The 26846-nt window shown below is 28.4% G+C and carries 23 protein-coding genes; 5 read left to right on the forward strand and 18 right to left on the reverse strand.

Translation table 11 applies throughout. The annotated features are described in order from the left end of the window. Positions 1 to 256 precede the first annotated feature (256 nt). From aldA to AVBRAN9331_RS07635, 5 genes are all read right to left on the reverse strand, one after another. Complete coding sequence (gene aldA / locus AVBRAN9331_RS07615; protein ID WP_336612734.1) at positions 257 to 1699, reverse strand: aldehyde dehydrogenase; 1443 nt, start codon at positions 1697 to 1699, stop codon at positions 257 to 259. Between the two features lie 165 nt (positions 1700 to 1864). Next, complete coding sequence (locus AVBRAN9331_RS07620) at positions 1865 to 3814, reverse strand: BCCT family transporter (protein ID WP_214118060.1); 1950 nt, start codon at positions 3812 to 3814, stop codon at positions 1865 to 1867. Between the two features lie 710 nt (positions 3815 to 4524). Continuing rightward, the gene (locus AVBRAN9331_RS07625) at positions 4525 to 4947 is read right to left on the reverse strand and encodes a MarR family winged helix-turn-helix transcriptional regulator (RefSeq protein WP_336612735.1); all 423 of its coding nucleotides are present in this window, start codon (positions 4945 to 4947) and stop codon (positions 4525 to 4527) included. A gap of 30 nt (positions 4948 to 4977) precedes the next feature. Beyond that, entirely contained in the window at positions 4978 to 5835 is an 858-nt protein-coding gene (bla, locus tag AVBRAN9331_RS07630) for a metallo-beta-lactamase (protein ID WP_336612736.1), read from the reverse strand. A 68-nt stretch (positions 5836 to 5903) separates the two neighbouring features. Then, positions 5904 to 6827: a hypothetical protein gene (locus tag AVBRAN9331_RS07635; protein ID WP_214118062.1), complete on the reverse strand. Its 924-nt coding sequence runs from the start codon at positions 6825 to 6827 to the stop codon at positions 5904 to 5906. A 105-nt stretch (positions 6828 to 6932) separates the two neighbouring features. Between AVBRAN9331_RS07635 and AVBRAN9331_RS07640 the strand changes: the two genes are divergently transcribed. Together AVBRAN9331_RS07640 and AVBRAN9331_RS07645 are read left to right on the forward strand one after the other, a co-directional pair. Further along, positions 6933 to 7355 carry a MarR family transcriptional regulator gene (locus AVBRAN9331_RS07640; RefSeq protein WP_214118064.1) on the forward strand — a complete coding sequence of 141 codons (423 nt, stop codon included), beginning with the start codon at positions 6933 to 6935 and terminating at the stop codon, positions 7353 to 7355. A gap of 57 nt (positions 7356 to 7412) precedes the next feature. Further along, positions 7413 to 7772 (forward strand): cupin domain-containing protein, encoded by a 360-nt coding sequence (locus AVBRAN9331_RS07645; RefSeq protein WP_239802943.1) that lies wholly within the window; start codon positions 7413 to 7415, stop codon positions 7770 to 7772. Between the two features lie 23 nt (positions 7773 to 7795). Here the strand turns inward: AVBRAN9331_RS07645 and gltS are convergent, their stop codons facing one another. From gltS to prfB, 10 genes are all read right to left on the reverse strand, one after another. After that, positions 7796 to 8986 carry a sodium/glutamate symporter gene (gene gltS, locus AVBRAN9331_RS07650; RefSeq protein WP_239802944.1) on the reverse strand — a complete coding sequence of 397 codons (1191 nt, stop codon included), beginning with the start codon at positions 8984 to 8986 and terminating at the stop codon, positions 7796 to 7798. Beyond that, entirely contained in the window at positions 8983 to 9855 is an 873-nt protein-coding gene (locus AVBRAN9331_RS07655; RefSeq protein WP_214150026.1) for a formimidoylglutamase, read from the reverse strand. The genes gltS and AVBRAN9331_RS07655 overlap by 4 nt, the downstream gene beginning before the upstream one ends. A gap of 113 nt (positions 9856 to 9968) precedes the next feature. After that, the gene (citF, locus tag AVBRAN9331_RS07660; protein ID WP_214118076.1) at positions 9969 to 11513 is read right to left on the reverse strand and encodes a citrate lyase subunit alpha; all 1545 of its coding nucleotides are present in this window, start codon (positions 11511 to 11513) and stop codon (positions 9969 to 9971) included. A 2-nt stretch (positions 11514 to 11515) separates the two neighbouring features. After that, entirely contained in the window at positions 11516 to 12406 is an 891-nt protein-coding gene (locus AVBRAN9331_RS07665; protein ID WP_214119889.1) for an aldolase/citrate lyase family protein, read from the reverse strand. Continuing rightward, positions 12400 to 12690 carry a citrate lyase acyl carrier protein gene (citD, locus tag AVBRAN9331_RS07670; protein ID WP_239802947.1) on the reverse strand — a complete coding sequence of 97 codons (291 nt, stop codon included), beginning with the start codon at positions 12688 to 12690 and terminating at the stop codon, positions 12400 to 12402. Before citD ends, AVBRAN9331_RS07665 begins: the two co-directional genes overlap by 7 nt. Positions 12691 to 12746: 56 nt before the next feature. Next, positions 12747 to 13745: a [citrate (pro-3S)-lyase] ligase gene (gene citC / locus AVBRAN9331_RS07675; protein WP_336612737.1), complete on the reverse strand. Its 999-nt coding sequence runs from the start codon at positions 13743 to 13745 to the stop codon at positions 12747 to 12749. Continuing rightward, positions 13745 to 14656: an SDR family NAD(P)-dependent oxidoreductase gene (locus tag AVBRAN9331_RS07680; protein ID WP_214118083.1), complete on the reverse strand. Its 912-nt coding sequence runs from the start codon at positions 14654 to 14656 to the stop codon at positions 13745 to 13747. Before AVBRAN9331_RS07680 ends, citC begins: the two co-directional genes overlap by 1 nt. A 9-nt stretch (positions 14657 to 14665) precedes the next feature. After that, on the reverse strand, positions 14666 to 15466 hold the full coding sequence (locus AVBRAN9331_RS07685) for a DnaJ domain-containing protein (protein ID WP_275591982.1): 801 nt from the start codon (positions 15464 to 15466) through the stop codon (positions 14666 to 14668). Continuing rightward, positions 15463 to 15930 carry a TM2 domain-containing protein gene (locus AVBRAN9331_RS07690; RefSeq protein WP_336612738.1) on the reverse strand — a complete coding sequence of 156 codons (468 nt, stop codon included), beginning with the start codon at positions 15928 to 15930 and terminating at the stop codon, positions 15463 to 15465. Before AVBRAN9331_RS07690 ends, AVBRAN9331_RS07685 begins: the two co-directional genes overlap by 4 nt. A 27-nt stretch (positions 15931 to 15957) precedes the next feature. Continuing rightward, on the reverse strand, positions 15958 to 17064 hold the full coding sequence (gene prfB / locus AVBRAN9331_RS07695) for a peptide chain release factor 2 (RefSeq protein ID WP_239802950.1): 1107 nt from the start codon (positions 17062 to 17064) through the stop codon (positions 15958 to 15960). Between the two features lie 80 nt (positions 17065 to 17144). Here prfB and rimO point away from each other — a divergent pair, with 80 nt between their 5' ends. The 3 genes from rimO to AVBRAN9331_RS07710 all read left to right on the forward strand — a co-directional run bounded on the left by rimO (position 17145) and on the right by AVBRAN9331_RS07710 (position 21786). Next, positions 17145 to 18458 carry a 30S ribosomal protein S12 methylthiotransferase RimO gene (rimO, locus tag AVBRAN9331_RS07700; protein ID WP_239802951.1) on the forward strand — a complete coding sequence of 438 codons (1314 nt, stop codon included), beginning with the start codon at positions 17145 to 17147 and terminating at the stop codon, positions 18456 to 18458. After that, positions 18448 to 19446, forward strand: a complete 999-nt coding sequence (tilS, locus tag AVBRAN9331_RS07705; protein WP_239802952.1) for a tRNA lysidine(34) synthetase TilS — start codon at positions 18448 to 18450, stop codon at positions 19444 to 19446. The genes rimO and tilS overlap by 11 nt, the downstream gene beginning before the upstream one ends. Positions 19447 to 19845: 399 nt before the next feature. After that, on the forward strand, positions 19846 to 21786 hold the full coding sequence (locus AVBRAN9331_RS07710) for a TonB-dependent receptor (protein WP_336612749.1): 1941 nt from the start codon (positions 19846 to 19848) through the stop codon (positions 21784 to 21786). Between the two features lie 308 nt (positions 21787 to 22094). Here the strand turns inward: AVBRAN9331_RS07710 and AVBRAN9331_RS07715 are convergent, their stop codons facing one another. Genes AVBRAN9331_RS07715 through AVBRAN9331_RS07725 form a run of 3 tightly spaced genes read right to left on the reverse strand, consistent with a single transcriptional unit; the run spans position 22095 to position 26816 of the window. Then, complete coding sequence (locus AVBRAN9331_RS07715) at positions 22095 to 23246, reverse strand: M20 metallopeptidase family protein (protein WP_336612739.1); 1152 nt, start codon at positions 23244 to 23246, stop codon at positions 22095 to 22097. Beyond that, a complete protein-coding gene (uvrA, locus tag AVBRAN9331_RS07720) occupies positions 23243 to 26041 on the reverse strand; it encodes an excinuclease ABC subunit UvrA (RefSeq protein WP_336612740.1) in 2799 nt (932 codons plus the stop codon). Before uvrA ends, AVBRAN9331_RS07715 begins: the two co-directional genes overlap by 4 nt. Then, a complete protein-coding gene (locus AVBRAN9331_RS07725; protein ID WP_214118121.1) occupies positions 26034 to 26816 on the reverse strand; it encodes a sulfite exporter TauE/SafE family protein in 783 nt (260 codons plus the stop codon). The genes uvrA and AVBRAN9331_RS07725 overlap by 8 nt, the downstream gene beginning before the upstream one ends. Between the last annotated feature and the right edge of the window lie 30 nt (positions 26817 to 26846).

The raw sequence follows: 26846 nt of genomic DNA on the forward strand, positions 1-26846 counted from the left end.
CTTCGTGGGAGTGATTATGGTGTTCTTGTGAGTGATTATGGTGTGAGTGATTGCAAGAATGATTGTTTGAATGTTGTTTTATTGGTTTATGAATTAAGTCTTGATAGGTGCAAGTCATTGTTTTTCCTTTAAATTTAGTTTAAACAAATAAATAACAAATGTAACATTTATTTCTTAATTTAAAATAAACTTAAAAAATATATTTGAATTAAAATTAAAATATTTTATAATTTTAGGAGCTAAAAAGCTCCTATTTTTAGCCGTTGAATTTAGTATTGTAATCAAGATAAACAACATGAGTTGCAAGGTATTCATAAAGTCCGTGCTTACCATCAGCACCACCTATGCCACTTTTTCTAAATCCTGCGTGAAAGCCTTGCATAGCTTCAAAATTCTCACGATTGATATAAGTTTCGCCAAACTTAATCTCACGGCAAGCTCTCATAGCTGTGTTTAGATTTTCTGTATAAATACTACTTGTAAGTCCATATTCACAATCATTTGCCATATCAATTGCTTCATCTAGTGTATCAAAACTTGTAACTGGTAAAATCGGCGCAAAGATTTCTTTTTGCATAATATCACTCTTATGGTCTGCATTGCTAAGTAGTGTAGCTGGGTAGAAATATCCACTAGTATCAGTAATCTTACCACCAACTTCTAATTTTGCACCTTGCTCAAGTGCGCGTTTTAGCGTTGCATCAGCATTTTTAACACCCGCTTCATTTACAAGTGGCCCCATATCAAAATTACCTTTTGCAGTATTTCCGAATGTAATTTTGCTAAATTCATCAGCCATTTTATTAATAAACTCATCATATCTTGATTTATGCACATATACGCGTTCTGCACAATTGCAAACTTGTCCGTTATTACAAATTCTACTTGCTTTAATTGCAGGAATTACTAAATCCATATTTGCATCTTTACATACTATTGCAGGTGCTTTTCCACCAAGCTCAAGATTTACTTTTATAACATTTTTTGCAGCTGCTTGCATAACTCTAACTCCAGCTTCTACGCTACCTGTTACGCTTACCATTCCAATAAGTGGGTTTGAGCTTAGCTCATCTCCAACCTCACTTCCTTTTCCGCTAACAAGTGAGAAAACTCCTTTAGGAACTCCAGCTTCATGAGCTAATTTTGCAAATTCAAATGCGTTGTTTGGAGTTTCGCTACTTGGCTTAATTACTATTGTATTTCCTGTTACAAATGCAGGTGCAAGTTTTCTAACTATTAAGAAAAACGGGAAGTTCCAAGGTAAAATCCCTGTCGTAACACCAATTGCAGTTCTAAATAAAAATATATTTTCATTTGCCCTATCACTTTGAATAATTTCGCCTTCATAAGTTCTTGCAAATCCTGCCATATAATCTAAATAATCAGCCGCAAAATCAATCTCAACTTCAGCTAAACCTCTAACCTTGCCTTGCTCTTCTTGTAAAATATCAGCTAGTTTTACTCTATCTCTACGAATTAATTGTGCGATTTTTTTAAGGTAATTTGCGCGTTCAACTGCTGGAAGTGCTTCCCATTCTCTACCCGCTCTTTTTGCAGCTTCAAGCGCTCTTTTAGCATCATCTCTTGTGCCTAGTGGATATTCACTAACTTGCTCTTTTGTAGCAGGATTATAAACAGGTGCCATTTCCCTTTTTTCGCGTACGAACTCACCATCAATATACATTTGATAACTCTTCATAACTTCTCCTTTTTTAAATGATTTTGAAATATCTTATCAAGGAATATTAATTATTTTTGTATATTCAAAAAAAATTATAATTTTTTTACGAGAATGTGAAAAAAAGTAACACTTTAGTATTTTTAAAAAAAGAATTTGAAATAAGTATTTCAAATTCTGTAAAAGTTATTTTCTATAACCCATTGTAAATATTTCATTTGAGCTATCATCTAAAAGATTTAAATACCTTTCATAATGCTTTAAAATATCTACTATTATTTCTTTTTCATTTAAATATTTTATATCATAACCTAGTCTATCATCGCCAAAAAATGTTATAGGTCTATATTCAAATTCCTTTGATAAATTAGGCAAATTCTCATCATCTAATAAGGTTTTATTTACTTCGTGTTTTTCTATTTTTACCCCGTAAATAAAATCTTTTGATAAGTCTTTTTTAATCACTAAACTAATTTTATTTTTTTCTTCTTTTATTAGTGCTTTTAATCCACGCTCGCTTAATTTATCACAAATCTTTTGCATAGCAGGTTTTACAAGCTCGTTTAAAAACTCTTGCATATCTTTTATTTGAGATTGTTTTAAAATTAAATCAAGCCTTTGTTCCCAAAAATCTCCACTCCAATAAACACTAGCCTTGCTAACTCTTGTATTAAAATATCTACTATCAACTATTAAGCCTTTAAGTAGTGATGCACACATAATTACAAGCATTAAAGCAAACGGAAGTGCAACTATCATAGTAACGCTTAAAATAGTATCAAGACCACCAGAATATGATAAAGATATTGCAATAGCAATTAAACTAATGCCCCATAAAATACTTTGCCATTTATAAGGTTTTTCTTTGCCGCCACTTGCTAAAGAATTTAAAACAAATATCCCACTATCAGCAGAAGTGATAAAAAATAAAACTAAAACTACTAGAGCTAAAATAGTGCTAATTTGTGAAAATGGTAAAAGATTTAAAAACTCAAATAATAATTTTTCAGAACTTTGAGAAAAATTACTTAAAATTTCATTATATTTTAAAGCAGAATTTCCAAATACACTAAACCATAAAACATTAAAAGAAGTAGGAACAATCAAAACTCCAAATATAAATTCTCTAATAGTTCTACCACGAGAAATTTTTGCTATAAAAAAGCCAACAAAAGGCGCCCAACTAAGCCACCAAGCCCAATAAAAAATAGTCCAAGAATTAAACCAGCTAATATAATCTTTATTATATGTATAGGTTTTAAAACTAAGCTCAACTATATTTGAAAAATATAGCCCTAAATTAGAACTAAAATCAGATAATAGCTCAACCAAATCACCACTAACTAATACAAAAATCATTAGTAAAAACGCTAAAAGCAAATTAATCTCGCTTAATATTTTAAGCCCTTTATTAACTCCACTAATAGCTGAAATAGTAGATAAACTAACAACTATTAATATAATAATTGCTTGTTCGCTAAATGAAATATCACTAAGCCAAGCAATATTAACAAGTCCTGCATTTAAAGAACTTGCAGAATATCCAAGTGTTGTGCTAATTCCAAAAACGGTTACAATTAATGCCAAAATATCAATAACATTGCCCCAAAATCCGTAAATTTTATCTTTTAAAAAAGGATAAAAAGCACTTCTTAAAGTTAAAGGCATTTTATAACGAAAACCAAAATAAGCCATAGCTAAAGCACAAACCCCATAAATAGCCCAAGGATGAATTCCCCAGTGAAATAGAGTATGAATTAAAGCTTCTTTATCATCTATATTTAATGATTTTTTATGAATTATAGGCTCAGCCACACCAAAATACATAAGCCCAACGCCCATTCCAGTAGCAAACAACATAGAAAGCCACGAAAAAAAGCTAAAACTAGGCTCATCATCATCTTTACCTAATTTTATATCTCCAAATTTAGATAAAGCTAATAAGACCATAAATCCTACAAAAAAACTAACACTAAGTATAAAAAACCAAGAAAAATTAGTAAAAACTGAAGTTTTAATATTATTTAAAATACTACTTGTAAATTCTGGTAAAAATATACTTAGTAAAACTAAAATTACAATAAATACTATGCTTGGAACAAACACAGCGGGTAAAAAACTCGTTTTTATCTTCATATTTTCTCCTTGAGTTTTCAGTCTAACAAGGCTTAGTTAATGAGATTTGCAAGATTTAGATGATAATTACATAATTTGTCTATATAAAAGAAAAATTAGCCATTAACCTAAAAAATTTTTTATATCAATTTCTTCAAAAAAATTTATATAGTTTTTAATAAATTTTTTATAAATATATATGTAATAATCATAAAAGATAATAATAAAAAATAAAAATTATAATATGCAAAAACACTTAAAAAATCTAAAATTAAAATATTATAAGATTTTAAAAAAGATTGATATATCAGCATATTAAGAATTAAAATAGCTAATATAAATAACTTAATAAGTAAAGATTTTTGACTTGTATTAGTGTTTATATTAGTATTAAGATTTGCAAAATCATTATAAATAAAAACAACAATAAAAATACAAAATTAAACCCTAAAAATAAAGCTTCACTTTTTAATAAATAATAATTTATAAAAGGATAAGATAAAAATAAAATCAATAAAATATTTTTATATACTTTCTTAACCCTATAAACCAAGCTAATGCCTAGAATATAAAGAAAAATAAATACAAAAGATATATTTAAAATTTGAAAAACATATTCAAATAATATATAAAAAAACAAAAAATATACCTATTAAAGCTAGGAATTTAAAATAAAGTTTTTTAGATAAATCTATATGAAATTTAATAAAAATATATTTAGCAAAATCTCTTTAATTTCTTTCATTTTCAATAATCTTTTGTATATTATCTAGCTTATTTATAAAATAATCAAGCTCATTTTTATCTTTAAAAACACTTAGAATTTTATCTAACATAATATTGTCTATTTTGGTGCAAATTAGTGCTAATTCTTTGGCTTTTTTTGTAGGACTTAAAATAAAGGCTCTTTTATCATTTTGATTAGTTTTTCTAATTACTAAATCTTTTACAACAAGCTTATCAACTATTGCTTTTATGGTGTTTTGGTCTTTTTGGGTAAGTTCTGAAAGCTCTTTTTGTGAGATTTTTGGGCTTTTACATAAAGCATTTAAGACTATCCATTGTTCAGGTGTAATGTCTAAGTCTAAAAATGATTTATGTAAATGCTGATAAATAATCCTAGCAGTCGCACAGATTTTAATACCTATGTTCATATTATCTCCTTGCAACTGCTATTTTAACTATTAATTGTTATCTAATTTTGCTTTTATATGTCCTTTGTATTCTTTATACCAAGCATCTATGCCTTCTTTTCCTATGATATATGGATGGGTTTTGAAATTATTATTATAAATGTTTTCTAATTTTTCATATCCATTATTTCTAAATAAATGTGATTCTAGCTTTGCTACTACATTGTTTTTATCAAGCTCTTTTTTAAACTCATCTAAAGATTTATCATAAGCAATTTGTAGATTTTTATCTTTTGAAATTCCATTTCCACCCCATAAAAATACATTAAATTTCTTACCATTAAACGAGCTTTCAAAGATAATTGAAGTAGTTCCTATGGTATGCCCTGGGGTTAAGAAAGTTTTGATTTCTTTATTACCGAGCTTTATTATTTCTTTATCTTTTAGTAAATGATTAATCGTTGGCTTAGGGTATTTTGGGTCATTTGGGCCTTCGTTGTATGAATACATAAAATCCTTATCAATAGCACTCATCATAACTTTTGCATTATATTTATCTTGAAAATACTTAGCCCCACCATAATGATCGCCATGTCCATGAGTAATTAAGACAATTTTTACATCTTTTGGGTCTAAATTATAAGCTTTTAACCCATCTTCAATCACTTTTGCATCATCATTATCCCACATAGCATCAATTAAAATTATGCCTTCGCTAGTTGTTATTGCGTATGCTACAACGCTTTTTGTCCCAAGACAATAAACATCATCAAAAACCTTAGTAGGCTTTAGCGGAGTATGGTCGTGTAATAATTGTAAAAGCTCCTTAGGAGGCGTGTCATCATTAGCTAATAAATTAGCACCTAAAATACTAAATGCACAAAATAAAATCGTTGCAAATCTTTTCATACTAGACCTTTCTTTAAAAATTAATATGTATGCGTATTAAATTTACACCATAAAAATTAATAACAAACTTAAAACCTATTAATTATTTCTATTTCGCTTTGTTTAAAGTCTAGCGTTTGGGCTTTATTATTTAAATTAAGCTCTATATAAACAACATCACTTAAGCTAGATAAAATCAATACATCTTTTAATACATAATTTCCATCGCTTAATTTACAGATATTTTTCTCTCCTTTTTTAATATCACAATCATTAATATCTAGCTTTTTATAATTTATAAAATAACTCATATATAAACTATTTTTACTAACCACAATATCAGTTCTAAACCCACCAATATTGGCTAATTTAACAACTTTAATATCAAGACTAAAAAAATACCAAATAGAGCAAATTATCCAAATAATTTTTATAATCAAACTAAATCTTTTAAAAAAATATGCAAAAAAACATAAAGTAATAAATATAGCCATCATAACATTTAAGCAATGATTTATCGTTGGAAAAGTTACATTTTCGTTTTGATATATTTGAACTAAACTTAAAAATACTAATTCAATTATGATAATTACTATAATTACAAATAATAAAAATACTCTTTCATACAAAAAATTAAGAATTTTAAAGCCAAATTTATTTGACTTTTTTCTTTTACAAGCTAAAAGCACAACAAATTCAATCATAACATAAGGAATAATCCCAATAAAAATAGAATAAACAAAACACACATATCCAAATGTAAGTAATAAATTAAAATCAAATCTAGGCAAATACCCAACTTCAAATAAATAATATTTTGTATAAGCTATTACAGAAACAAAAGTTATTAAAACTAAAGAAAATCTCATAGTTTTTACAAATATATTGGCAAGTTTTAATAATTTAAAATAATTAAAATAAAGCCTTTTAAATTCTCTTTTGTAATTTAACATTAATCTTTTAGTATTCCTAGCAAAACAAATTCTAAATTTCTTTAAAAATTTATCAGACATTTTTACTCCTTTTTTTAAATTTAGCAAAAATATCTTTTACTTTTTAAAAAATTCAATAAATTTTTTAATATTTTTATATAATAAAAAAAATTATAAGGACAAAATATGAACTCAAGCTTATTTTTAATGGGAAGAATAAAAGAACTATCAAATGAATTGATTTTAAAAGAACTTAGCAAAAGAGTAGAATTTGATTTATCCTTTTCTCACGCTGATATTTTAAATATATTATTTGATGAAAAAGAATATTGTATGGTTCAAATAGCACAAAAAATACATAGAAGCAAGGCTACAATTAGCTCTTTAATAGACAAATTAGAACAAAATGGATATATCACAAAAAGCCAAAGTAGTAACGATAGTAGAATGTATTTAATAAAAGCAACTCAAAAAACTTTAGATTTAAAACCAATATTTGAAGAAGTATCAAATATAGTTTTTGAAAAATTACTTAAAAACTTTTCAAAAGCAGAAGAGTTGTTTTTAGAAGAATTATTAGAAAAAATGCTAAATAACATAAAAAATTAAAATATATTTAACTTTTTATGCAAAAATAGTTCGTTATCAAACTAAAAAGGAGTCAAAATGAGTAATGGATTTAGTGTAAAAAGTCTAGGAGAATTTAAAAATATTCAAAGAATTGATTTAAAAGAAGCTTTAGGATTTACATCTTGTGAAATAAGTATTAACACAATGGAAGCAAATACTAATGTGCCTTTTGTTCATCATCATAAAGAAAATGAAGAAGTTTATATTGTCTTAGATGGTAATGGGGAAATAAAGTTAGATAATGAACTAATTTTAATTAAAACAGGAGATATAATTAGAGTTGCACCTAGTGTAAAAAGACAGATTTTTGCAAAAACTAAACTAAATTATATCTGTATTCAAGCAAAAGAAAATTCTCTAACCCAATACACTTTTAGCGATGGCGTAGTAGAGTAATTTAACTTAGGAGCAATCCTAAGTTAAGCAAATATATTAATCAAATAAGTATTCAAAGGAATAGCCACAATATCTATCAAAACAGAACCACACAAAGGAACTATCAAAAACGCAGGTTTTGAGAATAAAGAATATCTATTGCAAGCAGCATTCATATTTGCAACCGCATTAGGAGTAGCACCCAAGCCATGTCCCATTAATCCAGCGCACATAATAGCACTATCATAGTTTTTCCCGCACAATCTAAACACAACAAATATTGCAAACAATACTAAAACAACAACTTGAACAAAAAGAGTAATCAATAAAGGCATAGCAACCACGCTTAATTCATTGATTTTTAAACTCATCATAGCCATAGTTAAAAATATTCCTAAGCTAAGCTCACTAATAGTATCTATTGTGTATTGATTTAGTTTAAATATATTAAAGACATCATTTATATTTCTAATTAGCATTGCTATTAACATAGCACCCACATAGCTTGGCAAAGAATAACCGCTAAGTTTTGTAAATAATGAACTTATATAAAATCCAATGCACATAATACAAAGTATTAAAAATAAAGATTTTAAAAATTCTTGATAACTTGCGTGATGAATATTGTGTTTTAGCGGGTCAATATCTTGTATATCTTCGTTTGTTTTTATCTCTAATTTATATTTAAGTATTAAATATCTACATAAAGGCCCACCGAGTAAAGAGCCGCTTATTAAACCAAAAGTAGCCGCTGCAATTGCTACTACTTTAGCATTGCTAAGACCACTTAAATCTTCCACCATACCACCAAAAGCAATAGCATTTCCGTGTCCTCCTTCTAAAGCAACAGCCCCACTTAAAATTCCATATAAACTATTTAGCCCAAAAGCATTCATCATAGTAATTCCAATGGCATTTTGCATAATAGCCATTGCCCAGCAACACGCTAAATATATTAAAAGCAATTTACCACCAACTTTTAATAATCTAGCACTTCCGCTAAGTCCTACAACACTAAAAAATACAACCATAAAAGGAGTTTGCAATGACTTATCAAATTCAATATTAATATCTATAAAGGTTAAAAACCATACTAAAATACTTACCAAAAATCCACCAACAACAGGAGCTGGGATACAAAATTTTTCTAAAAAATTGATTTTGGTTTTTAAAAACATTCCAAATAATAAAACACCAATGCTAATTGCCAATACGCTCAAACTATCAAAACTCATATAACAGCCTTTCTTAATAAAATATAAGCTAAATAAGCGCTTAATTTAGCAGTATGATTATCTATATCATATTTTGGATTAAACTCGCAAATATCAGCTAAAGCAACTTTTTTACTATCTAAAATAATTTTTAGTATCGGTAAAATTTGTTGCAAACTAATACCATAAACAGCAGGAGCACTAACACCTGGTGCATAGCTTAAAGAAAACACATCAATATCAATACTAAGATATAAAACATCGCAATCTAATATAAATTCTTTTACAATTTTTGCTGAATTATCAAAGTCTTTATCTAAAACATATTTAGCATTCATATCTTGCATAGTATTAAATAAAGCTTGAGTATTTGATAAAGTATTTGCCCCAATACATAAATATTTATAAGAATAATTATTTGATTTTGCGTATTTATAAGCTTCATAAAACGAATTACCTGAAGTGTGTTGGGGTTGAATTCTCACATCAAAATGTGCGTCAAAATTAATAACACCTACATTTTGTTTATTATCTAATAAAGCCTTAATTCCAGCCAAAGAAGTTTCGTGACCACCACCTAAAATAACGCAATAATCTTGATTTTTTAATACTAAATTAAGCTTATCGTATAATAAATCATCAGCTTCTTCTAGGCTTTTAAAATTATCAATATTACCTAAATCATCAAAGTTAAAATCATCAAATACAGCAAAATTTGCCATATTTTTTCTAATGATATTCGGTGCTAATTCGCTACCAACTCTTCCGTGATTTCTATCTACACCTAAACTAGAACAAAATCCTATTAATTTATTTGAAGATGAAGTATTTAAACATTTAAAAACTCTGTTATGAATACTTTCTTCGCCATCATTTCTTCCAATCCACATAAAACTCTCCTTAAATATCTTATACTTTAAATTGTTTTAATTAAATAAACAAGAAATACTTAAAAATTGAGTTTAATATGTGTAATTTGGTAATAAAATTAGGAAATAAATTCCTAATTTTGTAAAGATTTATAAATCACATCTAAAACGCTGCCATCACGATATTCTACAACGCCTACTACCTCATCGCCAAATTTAATACTAGCTGGTTTGCCTGTGATTTTTTCTGCCATTTCTTTTAGTTCTTCAATCGTATATAATTTAATACCTGCTTTTGTGAAATTCTCTATTAAATCAGTTCTTTTAGGATTTACTGCAATTCCGTAATCAGTGCAAACCACATCAACATTTGCTCCTGGAGTGCAAATCGTGCTTACATTATCAACTACGATTGGAATTCTAGCACGAATTAATGGTGCTAAAATCATTGCAATTTTTGCACCTTCAGCAGTATCTTGGTGTCCGCCTATTGCTTGATTAATAACACCTGTTGAAGTAGTAATTACATTTACATTGAAATTCGTATCAATCTCAAGCGCTCCTAACATTACAAAATCTAATTGATTTACCGCTGGAGTAACTAGATTTGGATTTGCATAAAAAGATGCTGATATTTCATAATGTTTTGGGTTTTTTGCAAGTGAGCTAACAGCATCTAAATCAAAACTTTGAGTATCAAAAAGCGCATCCATCAAACCATTTTCATGCAAATCAACTAAAGCAGCAGTGATACCACCAACACCTAAACTAGCAGTGATATTATGCTTAATCATCTCTTCTTTTAAAAGCTTAGTTACTGCTAAAGAAGCACCAGCAGCTCCTGTTTGGAAACTAAAGCCATTTTTAAATAAACCTGATGCTAAGATACATTTTAAAGCATTTTCAGCTATTAAAATATCTCTTGGATTATCATTAAAACGAATTGCACCTGATACTATACCTTTTGGATCGCCAATACTCTCAATCTCACAAACAAAATCCACCATAGTTTGGTCAATACTAGCAGGAAGATTTATTCCATCTACTAAATTATCAGTAATCGCAATAACTTTATTAGCATACATAGCATCAACCTTAGCATAACCTAAACTACCACACGCAGATTTGCCTGTATAACCATTAAGATTACCAAATTTATCACAACTTGGAGCACCAATAAATGCTACATCAATTTTAAGCGAGCCATCTTCAATAGCTCTAGCGCGACCACCATGACTTCTAATAATTACAGGAGTTTTTAATCCACCATTACTAATAAAAGAACCCAATGGCTCTCTTAGACCACTTGTTTGAAGACTTGTTACAACACCATTTTTAATATGCTCAATTAAAGGTTTATGGCAAGTTGAAAGAGAACTTGCTGCTACGCAAAGATTTTTAATACCTAGCTTGCTTATTTCTTCTAAAACTAGATTTAAAATATAATCTCCACTTCTAAAATGGTGATGAAAACTTATTGTCATACCATCTTTTAAGCCTGATTTTATAATAGCGTCTTTTATACTTGAGACTAATTTATCTTCTTTTTTGCCAACTCTAATAGCTGCACCGATTTTACGCTCTTTTGGTTGTTTTAATTCTCCACTATATACAACTACATCTTTATAATTAGCAATTTTATTAGGTATTTTTCTATTAACTGCATTTACTTTATACATAATCATTCTCCTTTATAAAGACCACTAGCTTTAGCTAATTCAAGCACTCTTAAAGCTCTAATAATAATTGGACCATCTACCATTTTGCCATCAACTGCAATTACACCTATGCTATTTTTTTCCGCTTCTTTAGCTGCATTTACTACTTTTAAAGCGTCTATTATTTCTTTTTCTTTTGGAGTATAAATATCATGAACTATTTTGATTTGACTTGGATGAACTACTGATTTGCCATCAAAACCTAAGTCTTTTATAAATTGCACTTCTTCAGCAAATGCAACTTTATCTTTTATATTTGAAAAAACGGTGTCAAAACAATATAAATTATTGCTTCTTGCTGCGTGAATTATCTGCTCTCTTGCATAATAAAGCTCCATTGCGTGTTTGCTTCTAGTTGTTTTTAAATTCGTTACATAATCTTCAGCTCCAAGAGCAATCCCCATTAATCTATCACTTGCCTTTGCAATCTCACAAGCATTAATAACCCCAGTAGCACTCTCAATTGCTGCTAGAATTAAAGTTTTTCTAGGACGATTTAATTTATGCTCAACTTCGCTTATTAACTCATCTACTTCTTTAACTTCGTTTGCATTATCAGTCTTTGGAAGTCTTATAACATCAACTCCAGCACTAACCATAGCTATTACATCATCTCTTCCATAAGGAGAATTTAAAGCATTTATTCTTACAACAACTTCAGTTGAACCATAATTAATCTTTTTAAGAGTTTCATAAGTTAGCATTCTAGCCGCATCTTTTGCTGAAATACTTACTGCATCTTCTAAGTCAATCATAATAGAATCGCTTCCATAAATATGTGCGTCTATTAATTTTGCAGGTGCATTTCCGGGCAAGAACATCATACTTCTTCTAAGTCTATCTTTATTTAGCATAATTCACTCTCCCAATCATAATCTTTTAAACTAGCTCTAAAAATAGCAGTTTTTAATCTCGCACGAATTACTAAATCAAGCGCTCCTTTATCTTCTATTTTTATTGTTACATTTTTAATATCATATTCATCTAATACTTCATTAACGCTAGCTAATATTTGTTCTCCAAATTGTTTATAAACACTAGAATTTAATTCAATTTTCCTTCCTACATTAGCAGGACTTACACTAATTAAAACATCGCCTGATTCTAATGAACCAGCACTTGCAATAGTTGTAATCATCAAATCTCCTAATTAATTAAATTTTTTAAGTTTTCTTTTATTATTGCAAAGATAACTTAATTTTTAGTTATTAAATTGTTTTTTAAATACTCATAAGTTGAATTAGCACAAAGGGATTTTAACTCCTTATTATTTAAATAATCCTTATCATTTAAAATAATTTTTCTAATCCTACTTGCACTTATTACTTTTTTATTCATTCTAGCTCTACTGATTTCATAGAATTTGATTTTAAATTCTTTTAAAATTTCTTTTGCTTTTTGGTTGTAATCTTTTGTTATTTTATCTTTTGGTTCTGTCCCAAAAAATCTCATATTTATCCCTAAAATAGGTGCTATTTTTGTAGCAAATAATGTAATATCGAGCCTTGAATAAATCTCATTAACATTAGCATTATCCTTTAAAAAATACGTAGGAAAAGTAGCTTTTGAAATAATATAATTTTTGCTTTCGTGAATTATTATATTTTTATAATCTTTTAATTCATTTCTTACAATCTCAAGCCTTGCTTTTGTATTAAACATACTTAAATCTTCGCTTAAAATAAATATATGCAAGATTTCGCAGTGTTTTAAGGCTTTTTGAATTAAATATAAATGCCCTTTACTCATAGGATTTAAATTCATTACAATTGAGCCAATTTTTTTTGCTTTTTTATAATGTTTAGCTAGTTCAAATTTATAATTTTCATAATTTAACTTTGTGTTTTCAAATAACGCAACATCTTTTGTAAGACATAATAAATAAAGCCCTAAACTCTCAAATACTTTTACATTACAAGGCTTTGTAAATATAAAATATTCATTTATATTTAATTCTCTTAATTTATCTGCAATTTGAGTTAGTAAAGTAGCACTAAAATTATTACCTTGTAAAGATTTATCAATTGCTATACACTTTACAATATTACCGCTTATACAAGCACTTGCTTTAATCTCTTCATTTTCTTCATAAACTAAAGCATATTCTATATCTTCATCGCATCTTAAATCAAATCTTTTTAAAAATAATTCTAATTTTTCTCTTTCATAAGCTAATAATAAGTATCTAAACATTAAAACCTAGCTTCGTGTTCTAATTGATTTTTGCAAATATCTTCTATTGAATACTCTAATTCATATTTTAATAAATTACAAGACTTAATTTTATCGCAATGGTCATTTTTTAAAGCTATTGTTATATCTATTTCTTTTTTGCTTAACTTTTCTACTAATTTAATTAGATTTTCTACACTTATACTTTCTTTGCTAGCTATTGTAGTGCATATATTTTCTTTGGTTGTATAAAGCTCGCTAGCTACTTTTAAATTAATATTAACAATATCATCAATATGTGCGAAATGATAATTCTCATCATAGTTAAAATCACGACCTAATTCAGACTTACCGCAAGCAATTCTTGTGATATTTTTAATAATTGAATAATGTTCAAATTCTCCTAAAAATATCTTAGAATAATACCCTGCAATATTGCAATATCTTAAAATTGCATAAGAAAAATCAGAATTGCTTCTAGCATAATCTTGTATCATATTTTCAGCTAAGATTTTTGTCTTAACATAAGCATCACAGGTATTTTCCAATCCTACATTAGCAAATATACTTGATGGATATATTAAAGTCTTAACTTTAAATTTTTTCATAGCTTTTAATAATTTAAAAAGATTTATGATATTGTTTTCATAAAAAGTTAAATTATCTTTTTTACTAAAATTCTCATTGCTAGTTGCTGCAAAATGAAATACCATATCAATTTTAAATCTTGACATTACATCTTCTAAAGCTTCGCTATTTGAAATATCAACTTCATAAAAATCAACTTCATAATATTTTTTTATATTTTTTATAGCTTTTTTGTTTTTACCGCTTAAATTATCAATTCCAATTACCTTATGCCCAGCTTCTAAAAATCCAGATGCAGTGGCTGAGCCAATATATCCTGCAACACCTGTTATTAAAACTACCACTTTACTTCCTTAACTTAATTTTTGTTTTAAAATCTCATAAGCTTCATTAATCTCATGAAATTTCTCTATCCCTGCTCTTAGCTCGCTTTCGCTAAGATTTTTTGTGTTTAACACATCAGGATGATATTTTTTAGCAAGTCTTCTATATGCTGCTTTTACTTCAACTAAACTAGCATTAGGACTTAATTCTAAAACCTCATAAGGGTCTTTTTTAATTTTATTATTATTTTGTTTGTTATTGTTGCCAAAATTTATAAATTGTGCAAATTCTTGTGTAACGCCAAAAATCTCTGCAATTTCTTTTAACGCAAAAATCTTTTTTTCACTAAAACCATCAATACTCGCACAATAAAGCAAACTTTGCATAATATTAAGCTTTTCATTTTTGCTTAAAATAAAATTATTTTTAAGCTCTTGTGCCACTATCCTATAATTTTCTGGATTTTCTTTAGCTTCTTTAAAAACCTTTTTTAATCTCTCACGCTCAACTAAATTATAAGAATTATTATCTAGTATTAATTTTATAAATTCGGCTTCTTTAGGCGAAATTACTCCATCAAGTTTAGCTATTTTTGCAATAAGTGCGACTAGGTATTCAGCATATCCACCTTTCATTTTAGTAAATTGATTATTTAAAATATTTCCTTTAAAAAATAAAGGTAATAAAATTGCTCCAATAAGCCCTAAAATAGCCGTTAAAATAGTCCCTAATATTATCGCAAAAAATGATATTATGGTTCTAATAATACCCTTACCTGTAATAAATCCTATAATTGCTAAAATTATTATTAATAATAAAAATATATTCAATTTTCTTCCTTTATAACACTTAAAATCTTTTGTAAATTATCCTTTTTTATCCCACGATAGACTAAAAACCAATCTAATATAACCCAAATAATAAATATAAACCATATTAAAATAAAAGAAAAAGCAACTATATTTAAATATATTTTTGATTGCAAAATAAATGGAGGTGGCGGTGCATCAGGTCCAGAATAAAAAAGCATTGCAAGTGGAATATGTAAAACAAATAATAAACAAAAATGAGAAATAAAAAACAAAATAAACTTAATAAATCCTAAAAATCCATCTCCTTTATAAAATCTATCAGCTCCTAAAATACCAAAAAATATCCCTAATATTAGTCCTATTTTTGGTTCTTTTAGTTTTATTTCACTAAGCTTATTTATATCAATTTGCTTATCTTCTAAGCTAAGCAAATTGATATCTTTAATTTTGTTATTTAAAAATAGTTTTTGGGCTGTATCCACGATAATCCTTTATGTTTATCACAATAATCAATCTTCGCTGCTATCCTTTTGAGCAATTAATACACCTTCTATCATTTTTTTAATATCGCCATCAAGTATCGCATCAACTTGGCTAAATGCCTCATTGCTTCTAGCGTCTTTTACTTGCTGATAAGGAGCTAAAACATATGAGCGAATTTGATGCCCGAAACTATTTTCGCCAACTCCTCCCGTATCTTTTCCATCGTTTAATTTCTCCATTTCAAGTTCATATAATCTTGAACGAAGCATTTTATAAGCTGTGGCTTTGTTTTTATGCTGACTTCTATCGTTTTGGCATTGCACTACAATTCCTGTTGGAATATGAGTAATTCTTACCGCACTTTCTGTCTTATTTACATGCTGACCACCTGCACCACTTGCTCTATAATAATCAATTCTTATATCTTTTTCTTCAATTTCAATTTCTATATCATCATCAATTTCAGGTGCAACGATTACGCTACAAAAACTCGTATGGCGTCTTGCATTGCTATCAAATGGGCTAATTCTTACAAGTCTATGAACCCCGTGTTCAGCCTTAAAATACCCATAAGCATTAAGCCCACGAGCAACAAAGCTAACATCTTTTATCCCTGCTTCATCGCCTTCTTGATAATCTAGTGTTTCAACTTTAAAGCCTTCTCTTTCACAAAATCTCAAATACATTCTATAAACAATACTCGCCCAATCATTACTCTCCGTTCCACCTGCTCCTGGGTGAATATTAATAATTGCGTTTTTAGTATCATTTTCCCCACTTAAAAGCATTGATATTTCAAGACTTTTAATAGTTTCTTCTAAATTAGGACTATCTATAAATAAAGCTTCTAAAGTCTCATAATCATTTTCTTTCACCGCAAGTTCAAACAACTCGCTAGTGCCTACTAATTCACTATTTGCAATTTCATATTTTGATACTAATTGATTTAATTTAGTTTTTTCTTTACCAAGCTCGGCTGCTCTTTTTGCATCAGCCCATAATGCTGGGTCTTCTTGCTCTTTTTCTATTTCTTTTATTCTTTCTTTTGCCTCGTTTGGTTTGATTATTTTTTCTATATTGTCAAGTTTTATTTGTAATTCTTTTAATAATTCACTAAATTCATAATTATCCAAATTTTGCTCCGTAGTTGTATTTTAAAGGCAAATCTTAGCTAAAATTTATTAAGATAATAGCTTTTTTAAAAGGAATTTAAATGAAATTATTTTTACAAAGTTTAGGCTGTAATAAAAACTTAGTTGATAGTGAAATTATGCTAGGTCGCTTAAAAGAATATGAAATTACTAATGAAGCAAGTGAAGCTGATGTATTGATAGTAAATACTTGTGGCTTTATAAAAAGTGCAAAAATTGAAAGTATTAATGCTATTTTAGAACTACACGAAATTAGAAAAAAAGGCTCAATTTTAGTAGTAACTGGCTGCTTAATGCAAAGATACAAAGATGAATTGGTTAAAGAATTGCCCGAAGTTGATTTATTTGCAGGAGTTAGCGAGTATGCAAAAATTGATGAATTAATAGCAAGTCGTGAAAGTAGATTTAGAGATTTTGTATATTTACAAGACGCAAATACTCAAAGAGTAATAACAGGCTCAAATACTCACGCTTATATAAAAATCGCTGAAGGTTGCAATCAAACCTGTAGCTTTTGTGCTATTCCTACATTTAAAGGCAAGTTAAAATCTCGCCCAATAGATGATGTAGTAGCTGAAGTTAAAGGCTTAGTTGCTAGGGGATTTTATGATTTTTCATTCATTGCTCAAGATACAAGCTCTTATTTAAAAGACTTAAAAATTAGCGATGGTTTAGAGAATTTAATTTCAGAAATTGAAAAAATTGAAGGCATAAAGGCTGCTAGAATTTTATACCTATATCCAAGCTCAATTAAGCCTAGTTTAATTACTAAAATAATTAATTCAAAAGTATTTGTGAATTATTTTGATATGCCACTTCAACACTCAAGCGATAAATTATTAAAAATTATGAAGCGTGGCTATGATAAGGCTAAGGCTATTAACTTTTTAGAGCAAATGAGAGCAGCTCCTAATAGCTTTTTAAGAACTGGTTTTATCGTAGGACACCCAGGAGAAAGTGAAGAAGATTTTGAAGATTTATGCGAGTTTATTAAAGAATTTGATTTTGATAGAATTAGCGTATTTGCTTATTCAAAAGAAGAAGATACCGCCGCTTACTCAATGCAACAAATCAATGCAAATACTATTAAAAGTAGGCTAAAAAAGATTGAAAAAATCGTAGATGCTAAAATCAATGCAAGTTTTGAAAAAATGCTAAATCAAGAAATAATAGCAAGTTGTTTAGGAGAATCTAGCGAAGGCGAGTTTTTTATAGGTGCTAAGCCGCTTTTATTTGATAGAGATATAGATGGAGAAATCTTAATAAATGAAAGTGAAATAGGAGAGCTAAAAGTGGGTGATTTAATAGTTTGTAAAATCACTCAAGTGCATGAAAAAACACTAATAGCAACTGCAATTAGACGCTATGAGAATTGAATATTTAGAAGAGCTAAAAGGTAAAAAAAACCTTTTAGCATTTTCACACGGGACTGATAGCACGGCACTTTTTTATGCACTTTTAGAACTTTGTGAGTTTGATTTATGCCTTGTGAATTATCAGACTAGAATTAATTCAAATAACGAAGAGCAAAGCGCTATAAAATTAGCAAAAGCTCATAATAAAAAAATCTTTACTAAAAAAGTAAATCTTGATAATAATAATTTTGAAAGCAATGCTAGAAAATATAGATATGACTTTTTTGATGAATTAATGCAAGATTATGATAATTTAATAGTAGCTCATAATTTAAATGATAGGTTTGAGTGGTTTTTAATGCAAATTACAAAAGGTGCGGGATTATGCAATCTATTGGGTTTTAACGGGATTGATACAAGGAAAAATTACAAAATAATTCGCCCATTAATCAATACTAGCAAAGATGAAATTATGCTGTATTTAAATGAGAATAGTTATGAATATTTTCAAGATGAAAGTAATTTTAATACCAAATATAAAAGAAACGAAATTAGATTAAATTATGCAAATGATTTTATAAAACACTACGCAAATGGCATAAGAAATACTTTAAAATATTTAGAATTTGATAAGAGTAAAATATGTAAAGATAGCTTGGTTTATAAAGGAATTTATTTTTGTAAAGATGAAAATTCTTTAGATAAAGCTATTAAAAAACTAGGTTTTGTAAGCTCATCAAAGCAAAAATTAGAGCTAAAAAACCAGCTAAATAAAAACAACGAAGCCGAGCTTTATTTTAGGACTGATTGTGTTTGTGTTTGCTTTTATAAAGGATTTTTTATGGTTTTTTTAAAGGCTATTACAAAGCTTAGTAAAGAGCAAAAAGACGCTTATAGACTAGCAAAAGTGCCAAAAAATCTTAGATTTTTCCTAGCGTTAAATAATATAAAACTAAATGAATTAATAAATCTTACAAAAAACCTAAAATCAACTCATAATAATTATTGATATTTGATTTTAGGAATTTCTTTTTATGTAAAGATTAAATATTTAAAATAATGATTTAATACTTAATTTGCTTATTTTATAGTAATTTTTACTAAAACCAATAACTACAATTTTAATCATTTTTAAAATATAAATAAAAAATATTTAATTTACTTCAAGCGAATTTGTTGTTTGGTGAAAATTTAAAATTCTAATAATTTATTTTATATAGATTTTAATAATCTTTATTAATATTATTATGTTTTAATATTGATATTTATTTTTAATTAGGAGAGATTATGCAGAGACTAAAAACTAGCTTGGCATTTATTTTACTTATGGGGGGGGGGTATTTATGCAAACGATGGAGTTACACTTGATTTAATCAATATTCATTCAAATGATAATACTTTAGATAATATTAAAATTCAGAACAAAAATACAACAAGTACAAGAGATATTTTACGAGAAATACCATCAGTATTTATGGGTGGAACTAATAATTTAAATCAAAAAATTTTTATGCGTGGTATGAGCGATAGAGCTGTTAATATTAGCATAGACGGAGCAAGAGAAAGCGGTAATAACTGGCATCACGCAGCTGATTTAGTAATCGACCTTGATATTTTAAAAGCAATTAATATTGATACGAGTATATTAAGTGTGGCTAATAATTCAGGTGCTTTAGCTGGGGCGGTAAAGTTTAATACCCTTAGTGCAATTGATCTTTTAGAAGATAAGCAAAACTTAGGAGCTAAGATAAAAACATCTTTTGCAAGTAACAATAAAGAATGGCAAAAAAGCATTATGACTTATGGTAAATTAGATAATGGTTTTCATTTATTAGCATATGTAAATCATAAAAATCATAGCTTTAGCAAAGACGCTTTAAAGCACGAAAGTGGCGGAAAAGGTAATAATCTTAGCTATTTTACTAAGGGCGGATTTTTAAAAGATGAGCATAATTTAAACATTAGTTATGAGAGCGTTTATTATAAAGGCGATTATCCTTTAGTGCCTGAGTGGGCTGGAAGTGTTGCTTATGATTATTATGATAAAGGCAATTTGGTTTTAGCAGGGACAAGGGGTTTTGATTTAATCAAACAAAAAATGCAAAGAAATACCGCTGTAATTGATTATAATTACGATTTAAATGAGCTTATAAATCTAAATTTTAAAACTTATTACACCAACAGAACCCTAACTTTAGATGATTGGATACAAACAAACGCATCAAAAGAAAAGGTTTTAGAGTATTTAAAGGGTGGTGTTAAGACTTTTGGCGTATATCTAAATAATAAAAGCAAAATAGAGTTTGATACTTTTACTCACGAATTGTTTTATGGTTTTGAGTATTTTAATACAAGAAGTTTTGTTAAAGATAATTATTATAAATATAACCTTAGTTTAAATAGTAGCATTAATGAAGTTTTTAAAGCTGCTGATGATGATATAGCTCAAAATTATTCTATATTTTTAGAAGATAAAATAAGTTTTTATGATTTAGCTTTAACAACGGGACTTAGGTTTGATAATTACAAACTCAATACAATTGCTAATCAAAATCAAAGCAGAATTAAGCACAATTTTAAGAGTTTTACACCTGCTATAAAGCTTGAATATAATGTATTGCCTGAATTACAAATCTATGCAGGATATACAAAGCTTTTTAAAGGTGCTGAACCACTTGAGATGATAATTTTGCGTGAAAATAGAGCAAATAAATTAAGAACTAATGAAGATTTAAAAACACAAAAAGGCTATGGTTATGAGTTAGGCATAGATTATAAAAAAGATTTTAATGAGCTTTATGTAAGAGCTAATGCTAAGTATTATGATAGATATTATGATAGTTTAATAAGAGAAGAAACCAAAAGAATAGGAGAAAGCGGTAGTTTTTATACTAGGCTAAACGGCGGAAAATACAATGTATATGGAGTAGATTTATTAGCTGAACTAACATATAAAGATTTTAAATCAAGATTATCATATTCAAGAGTAAGAACTAATGAAAATAACGATACTCTAGTAAGACAAGGATATGCCTTAGCATATAGTGACCCAGGAGATAAATATACATTAAATATTGAATATTTATATAATAATTTATTAATAGGCTATGATTTGATTTATTTCACTTCAAAAAGTATTAAAGATAGTAATTACATAAAACCATCATACGCAAAGCACGATTTATATATGCAATATGAAGTATTTAAAAATTTTGATATAGGCTTTAGCATTAATAATATTTTTAATAAGCTTTATTATTCACATTACAAAAGAAGCTATGGCGGGGCTAAAAGTGCTGACTGGGAAGCAGGAAGGGACTACAAAATCAGCTTTAATTATAAGTTTTAATGATTTAAGGAATTAGATTAATTCCTTAAATATTTTTATAAACCTAATAACTTATAATTTGTATATTGTATTAAAAGCATATTTTACTTTCAATTTATTCTATCTTTGCTTTATTTTCTACAATACACAAAATCTATCTTGTAAAACAAAAGTACTTTAAAATTCCATATCTAGTATTATTAAAATATAACTAGTATTTACTAAGGTTACATAACTTTTTAATAAATTTTTCATTATTAAAAACATAAAGATTTTTATATCAATACAAAATTGTTAGGAATTTTATAAATTAAAATTCCTAAATGAAATTATTTTAAGTATTTTAAACATACTCCTGAATAAAATGCAGCAGCATTAACTAAAGTATCATCATCATAAATATATCTAGGGTCATGTAGATAATAATCATTCTTATTTAAAATAAAGGCATAAGCACCTTTGCAATGCTCTAACATAAAAGAAAAATCTTCACTACCCATTAATGGCTCGTGAAATTCATCACAATTTTGCTCTCCAAATAATTCACACGCTACACCAAAAGCTAATTTTTGCGCTTCATCATCATTAATTGTAGCTGCTCCTATTTGAATAAACTCAAGCTCAACTTTTACCTTAAAAAGCAACTCGCAAGATTTAGCAATATTGTTTAATTGCTCTATTATCGTCTTTCTATCATCATTATTAAAGGTTCTAATATTAGCAAGTAATAATGCCTTATCTTGTAAGATATTAAAGCTAGTTTCATTTCCACTTAGAGCTGCTCCAAATGTTATAACAGCTTGATTTTTAGCTGCTATATTTCTAGCAGTTATAAATCCCGCTTGGGTTATAAAATGAGCCATCGCACCCATTACATCACTAGCCTTCTCAGGTGCACTACCATGCCCACCAACTCCACTAATATTTACCCTAAGTGCGTCAGCTCCTGCCATCATAGCTCCACGCTTAAGACAAAATAATTTATTAGTTTTGCTTGGGATATTGTGATAACCAAATATAAAATCACTCTTAAATCTAGTAAATAAATTATCATCAATCATAGCTTTAGCACCGCCTCTACCTTCTTCAGCAGGTTGAAAGACAAAATTAATAGTGCCATCAAATTCACTCTTGCTTAAATATTTAGCCGCTAATAATAAACTCGCCGTATGTCCATCATGCCCACAAGCGTGCATTAAACCTTCATTCTTAGAAGCATAGCTTACTCCACTAGCTTCGTTTATTACAAGTGCATCCATATCAGCTCTTAAAGCTATACTTTTATTTGAATTACCTTTCTTTAAAACCCCAACAACTCCTGTTACGCCTATATTTTCATAAACTTCTATGCCAAATTCTCTTAATTTGTTCGCAACTAACTTTGCTGTTTTAAATTCTTTTAATCCTAGTTCAGGATTTTCGTGAATACATTTTCTAATCTCTATAAACTCGCTTGAGAGTTTTTTAATCTCTTCTATCATTTTAACTCCTTTTTCATTTCTTTAAATTCTTGTGCCAAAAACTTTGCTGTATAGCTTTTATCAGCATATTTTTTAGCAAGTTCTAATGGATTACCTGTCGCAATTATCTTACCACCCCTAAAACCACCTTCAGGACCCATATCTATAATATAATCAGCGTTTTTGATTAAGTCTAAATTATGCTCAATTACAAAAACACTATTTCCAGCATCTACTAAATGCTGCAACACTTTTACTAATTTTTGAGTATCTGCAAAATGAAGCCCCGTAGTTGGTTCATCAAGTAAATAAAGTGTATTTCCTGTATCACTTCTGCTTAATTCTTTAGAAATTTTTATCCTTTGAGCTTCACCACCACTTAAGGTTGTAGCGTTTTGACCTAAGGTTATATAATCAAGCCCTACATCCATTAAGGTCTTTAATTTTTGCTTAATCTTAGGGTGTTTTGCAAAAAACTCATAAGCTTCTGCTACACTCATTTCTAAAATATCAGCTATATTTTTGTCTTTATATTTAATCTCTAATGTTTGATGGTTGTATCTTTTACCCCCACAAGCATCACAAGTAATATTTACATCAGGTAAAAAGTGCATAGAGATTTTAAGCTCACCTTCTCCGCTACATTTTTCACACCTTCCACCTGCAACATTGAAGCTAAAGCGACCGATTTTATATCCTCTAATCTGTGCTTCAGGAACATTTGCAAATAAATTCCTAATCTCATCCATAAGCCCTGTATATGTTGCTGGATTGCTTCTTGGAGTTTTTCCTATTGGACTTTGATCTAGGAAAATTACTTTGTCTAATTTATCAAGACCTTTGTATGTAATATCATTAATTACTGCTTTTGCTCTATTTAGATTTGCTCTTGCAATTGGTAGAAGTGAATGCAGCATTAATGAGCTTTTACCACTACCGCTTACTCCTGTTACACAAACTAAATTCCTAAGTGGGAATTTAACACTTAAATCCTTTATATTGTTTTGATTAATTCCACTTAATTCTAAATATTCATCACTCTTTCTAGCCTTATAAAGGTCTATGTCTTTTTTGCGATTTATATACAATGCAGTTTCACATTTGCTTTTAAGCAATTCTTTATAAGTGCCATTAAAGATAATCTCCCCACCACTAGTTCCAGCCCTAGGTCCAATCTCAACGATTACATCAGCACTCTCAATTGTCTTTCTATCGTGCTCTACTACTATTAGAGTATTTCCTTTAGCCTGCAAGCTTTTTAGAGTATTTATTAGTTTTTGCGTATCTCTTTCGTGAAGACCTATGCTAGGCTCATCTAATACATATAAAACCCCGCTTAATCCACTTCCAATTTGAGAAGCAATCCTAATTCTTTGAGCTTCTCCACCACTAATTGTCCTTGCATCTCTACCTAGTGTTAAATACCCCAAGCCAACATCATTTAAGAAAAATAATCTTTCATTAATTTCTTTAATAATAGGATAAGATATTTCATAATCTTGCTTATTTAAATTATTAAAATTCTCTATTTTAAAAAATTCGCAAATCTCTTCAATAGGTGTGCTAATAACTTCTGCTATACTTTTACCATTTACTAACACAGCTAAGCTTTGCTCGTTTAGTCTAAAGCCTTTACAAGATGGACAGGTTTTTTCTGTTATGTATTCGTTAAAATCTTTATCATCTTTTAAGATTTCATAACTTATCTTAATAGCTCCATCAAAAGTTTTTTTGATATTATGTTTATTCCATAAAAAGCTAAATTCCGTAGCACTTCCGTATAAAATAAGCTTTTTTTGATATTCACTTAATTCTTCATAAGGCTTATTTGTAGGGATTTTTTCTGCTTCGCAAAATGCTAAAAGTAACTTTGAATAGTAACTTTTATTAAAACCCATCATAGTGCGAACTGCACCATCTTCTATACTTCTTTCATAATTTATAATTTTTTCTTGGTCAATACTCATTCTAATGCCTAAACCATCACATAAAGAACAAGCTCCTTTAGGGCTATTAAATGAAAAGCTTAAAGGCTCAAGTTTATTAAATGAAATTTTGCATTTAAAACAAGCATTATGAAGCGAATAATGAATATTTTTATTACTTTCTAATAATTCTAACTCACACTCACCATAACTTAAACTTAAAGCTTTTTCAACAGCTTGAGCTAAACGACTTTTATTATCATCACTAATTCTTAGCCTATCAACTACTAATTTAATAGTATGCTTTTTAGTTTTAGCTAATTCTATTGGCTCATCTAGGCGTGTTAGTGTGCCGTTTATTAAAATATTTATAAAACCTTGAGCTTTTAGGCTTTCAAGAAGTGGTGCGAATGTGCCTTTTTTTTCTTTTACTAAAGGAGCTAAAATCATTGCTTTTTCGCTAAATTTTGCCATTTCGTTTATTATATCTTCTGTATCCATTTTATTGATTTTTTCTCCACATTTATGACAATGCTGAACTCCGATTTTTGAATACAAAAGTCTTAAATAATCATATATTTCAGTAATTGTTCCAACGGTTGAGCGTGGGTTTTTGCTAGTTGATTTTTGATCAATTGCAATAGCAGGGGTTAAGCCTTCTATTTTTTCTACATTTGGTTTTCTAAATTTATCTAAAAATTGCCTAGCATAAGCACTAAGGCTTTCTATATAACGGCGTTGTCCTTCTGCATAAAGCGTATCAAAAGCTAAAGTTGATTTTCCACTACCACTAAGCCCTGTAAAAACTATTAATTTATTTTTAGGTAGTGTTAGGTTTATATTTTTTAAGTTATTTTCACTTGCGTTTATAACTTGAATTTCATTATTCATTAAATACTCCGTGTTGTTTTAGAACTTCTATTATTGATAAGGTCAATACAAATAATAAAAATCCTATGAAAAGTTTTTTTTGCGTATTATTGCTAATTTTATGAAACAGCCAATTACCAACCCAAACTCCAGGCAAACTTGAAATAGCAATTATTGCACCAGCAGTATAATCAACATGATTTGTAATTGCCATAGAAACAAAAGCAGCACTTCCAGCAAAAGCTACAAAAAGACCGCTAAATGAAGCAGCTTTTTTGATATTAAAATTACAAATTGCAACTAAAGCAGGCGTAAGTAATGCTCCACCACCTATCCCACCACTTGTAGCAATTGCACCTATTATTAAACCTACGAAAAATTGCAATAATTTTGAATTCTTTTCAGGTTCAATTGGATTTGCAGGAGTAAAATAAAGTTTAACAATAGCCCAAATAATTAAAAAACAAATAATATAAGCAATCATTAAATTGCTTGCAAATTTCATAATAAAACCAACGCTAAAACCACCAACTAAACCACCTAAAGCAGGATATAAAGCATTTTTTACTTGCAATGTGCCTTTTTTATAATTTAAATACGAATTATAAAAAGATGAAAAAACCATTTGCATAACGCTAATTCCAACAGCAATCTTAGGTGAATACCCAACAAAAGTTGTCATAATAGGCACAACAGCAGTTCCGCCACCTATTGCAAAAAGTCCTGCAGTAAAACCAACTAAAAGCCCATCTAAAATAAAAATAATATAAGTAAGTAATGTATATTCTTCTATCATAAAAAACTCCTAAGGCGTAATCTTAATTAA

It is taken from the genome of Campylobacter sp. RM9331 (genome assembly GCF_020137685.1).
In the GTDB taxonomy this organism is placed as follows: domain Bacteria; phylum Campylobacterota; class Campylobacteria; order Campylobacterales; family Campylobacteraceae; genus Campylobacter_E.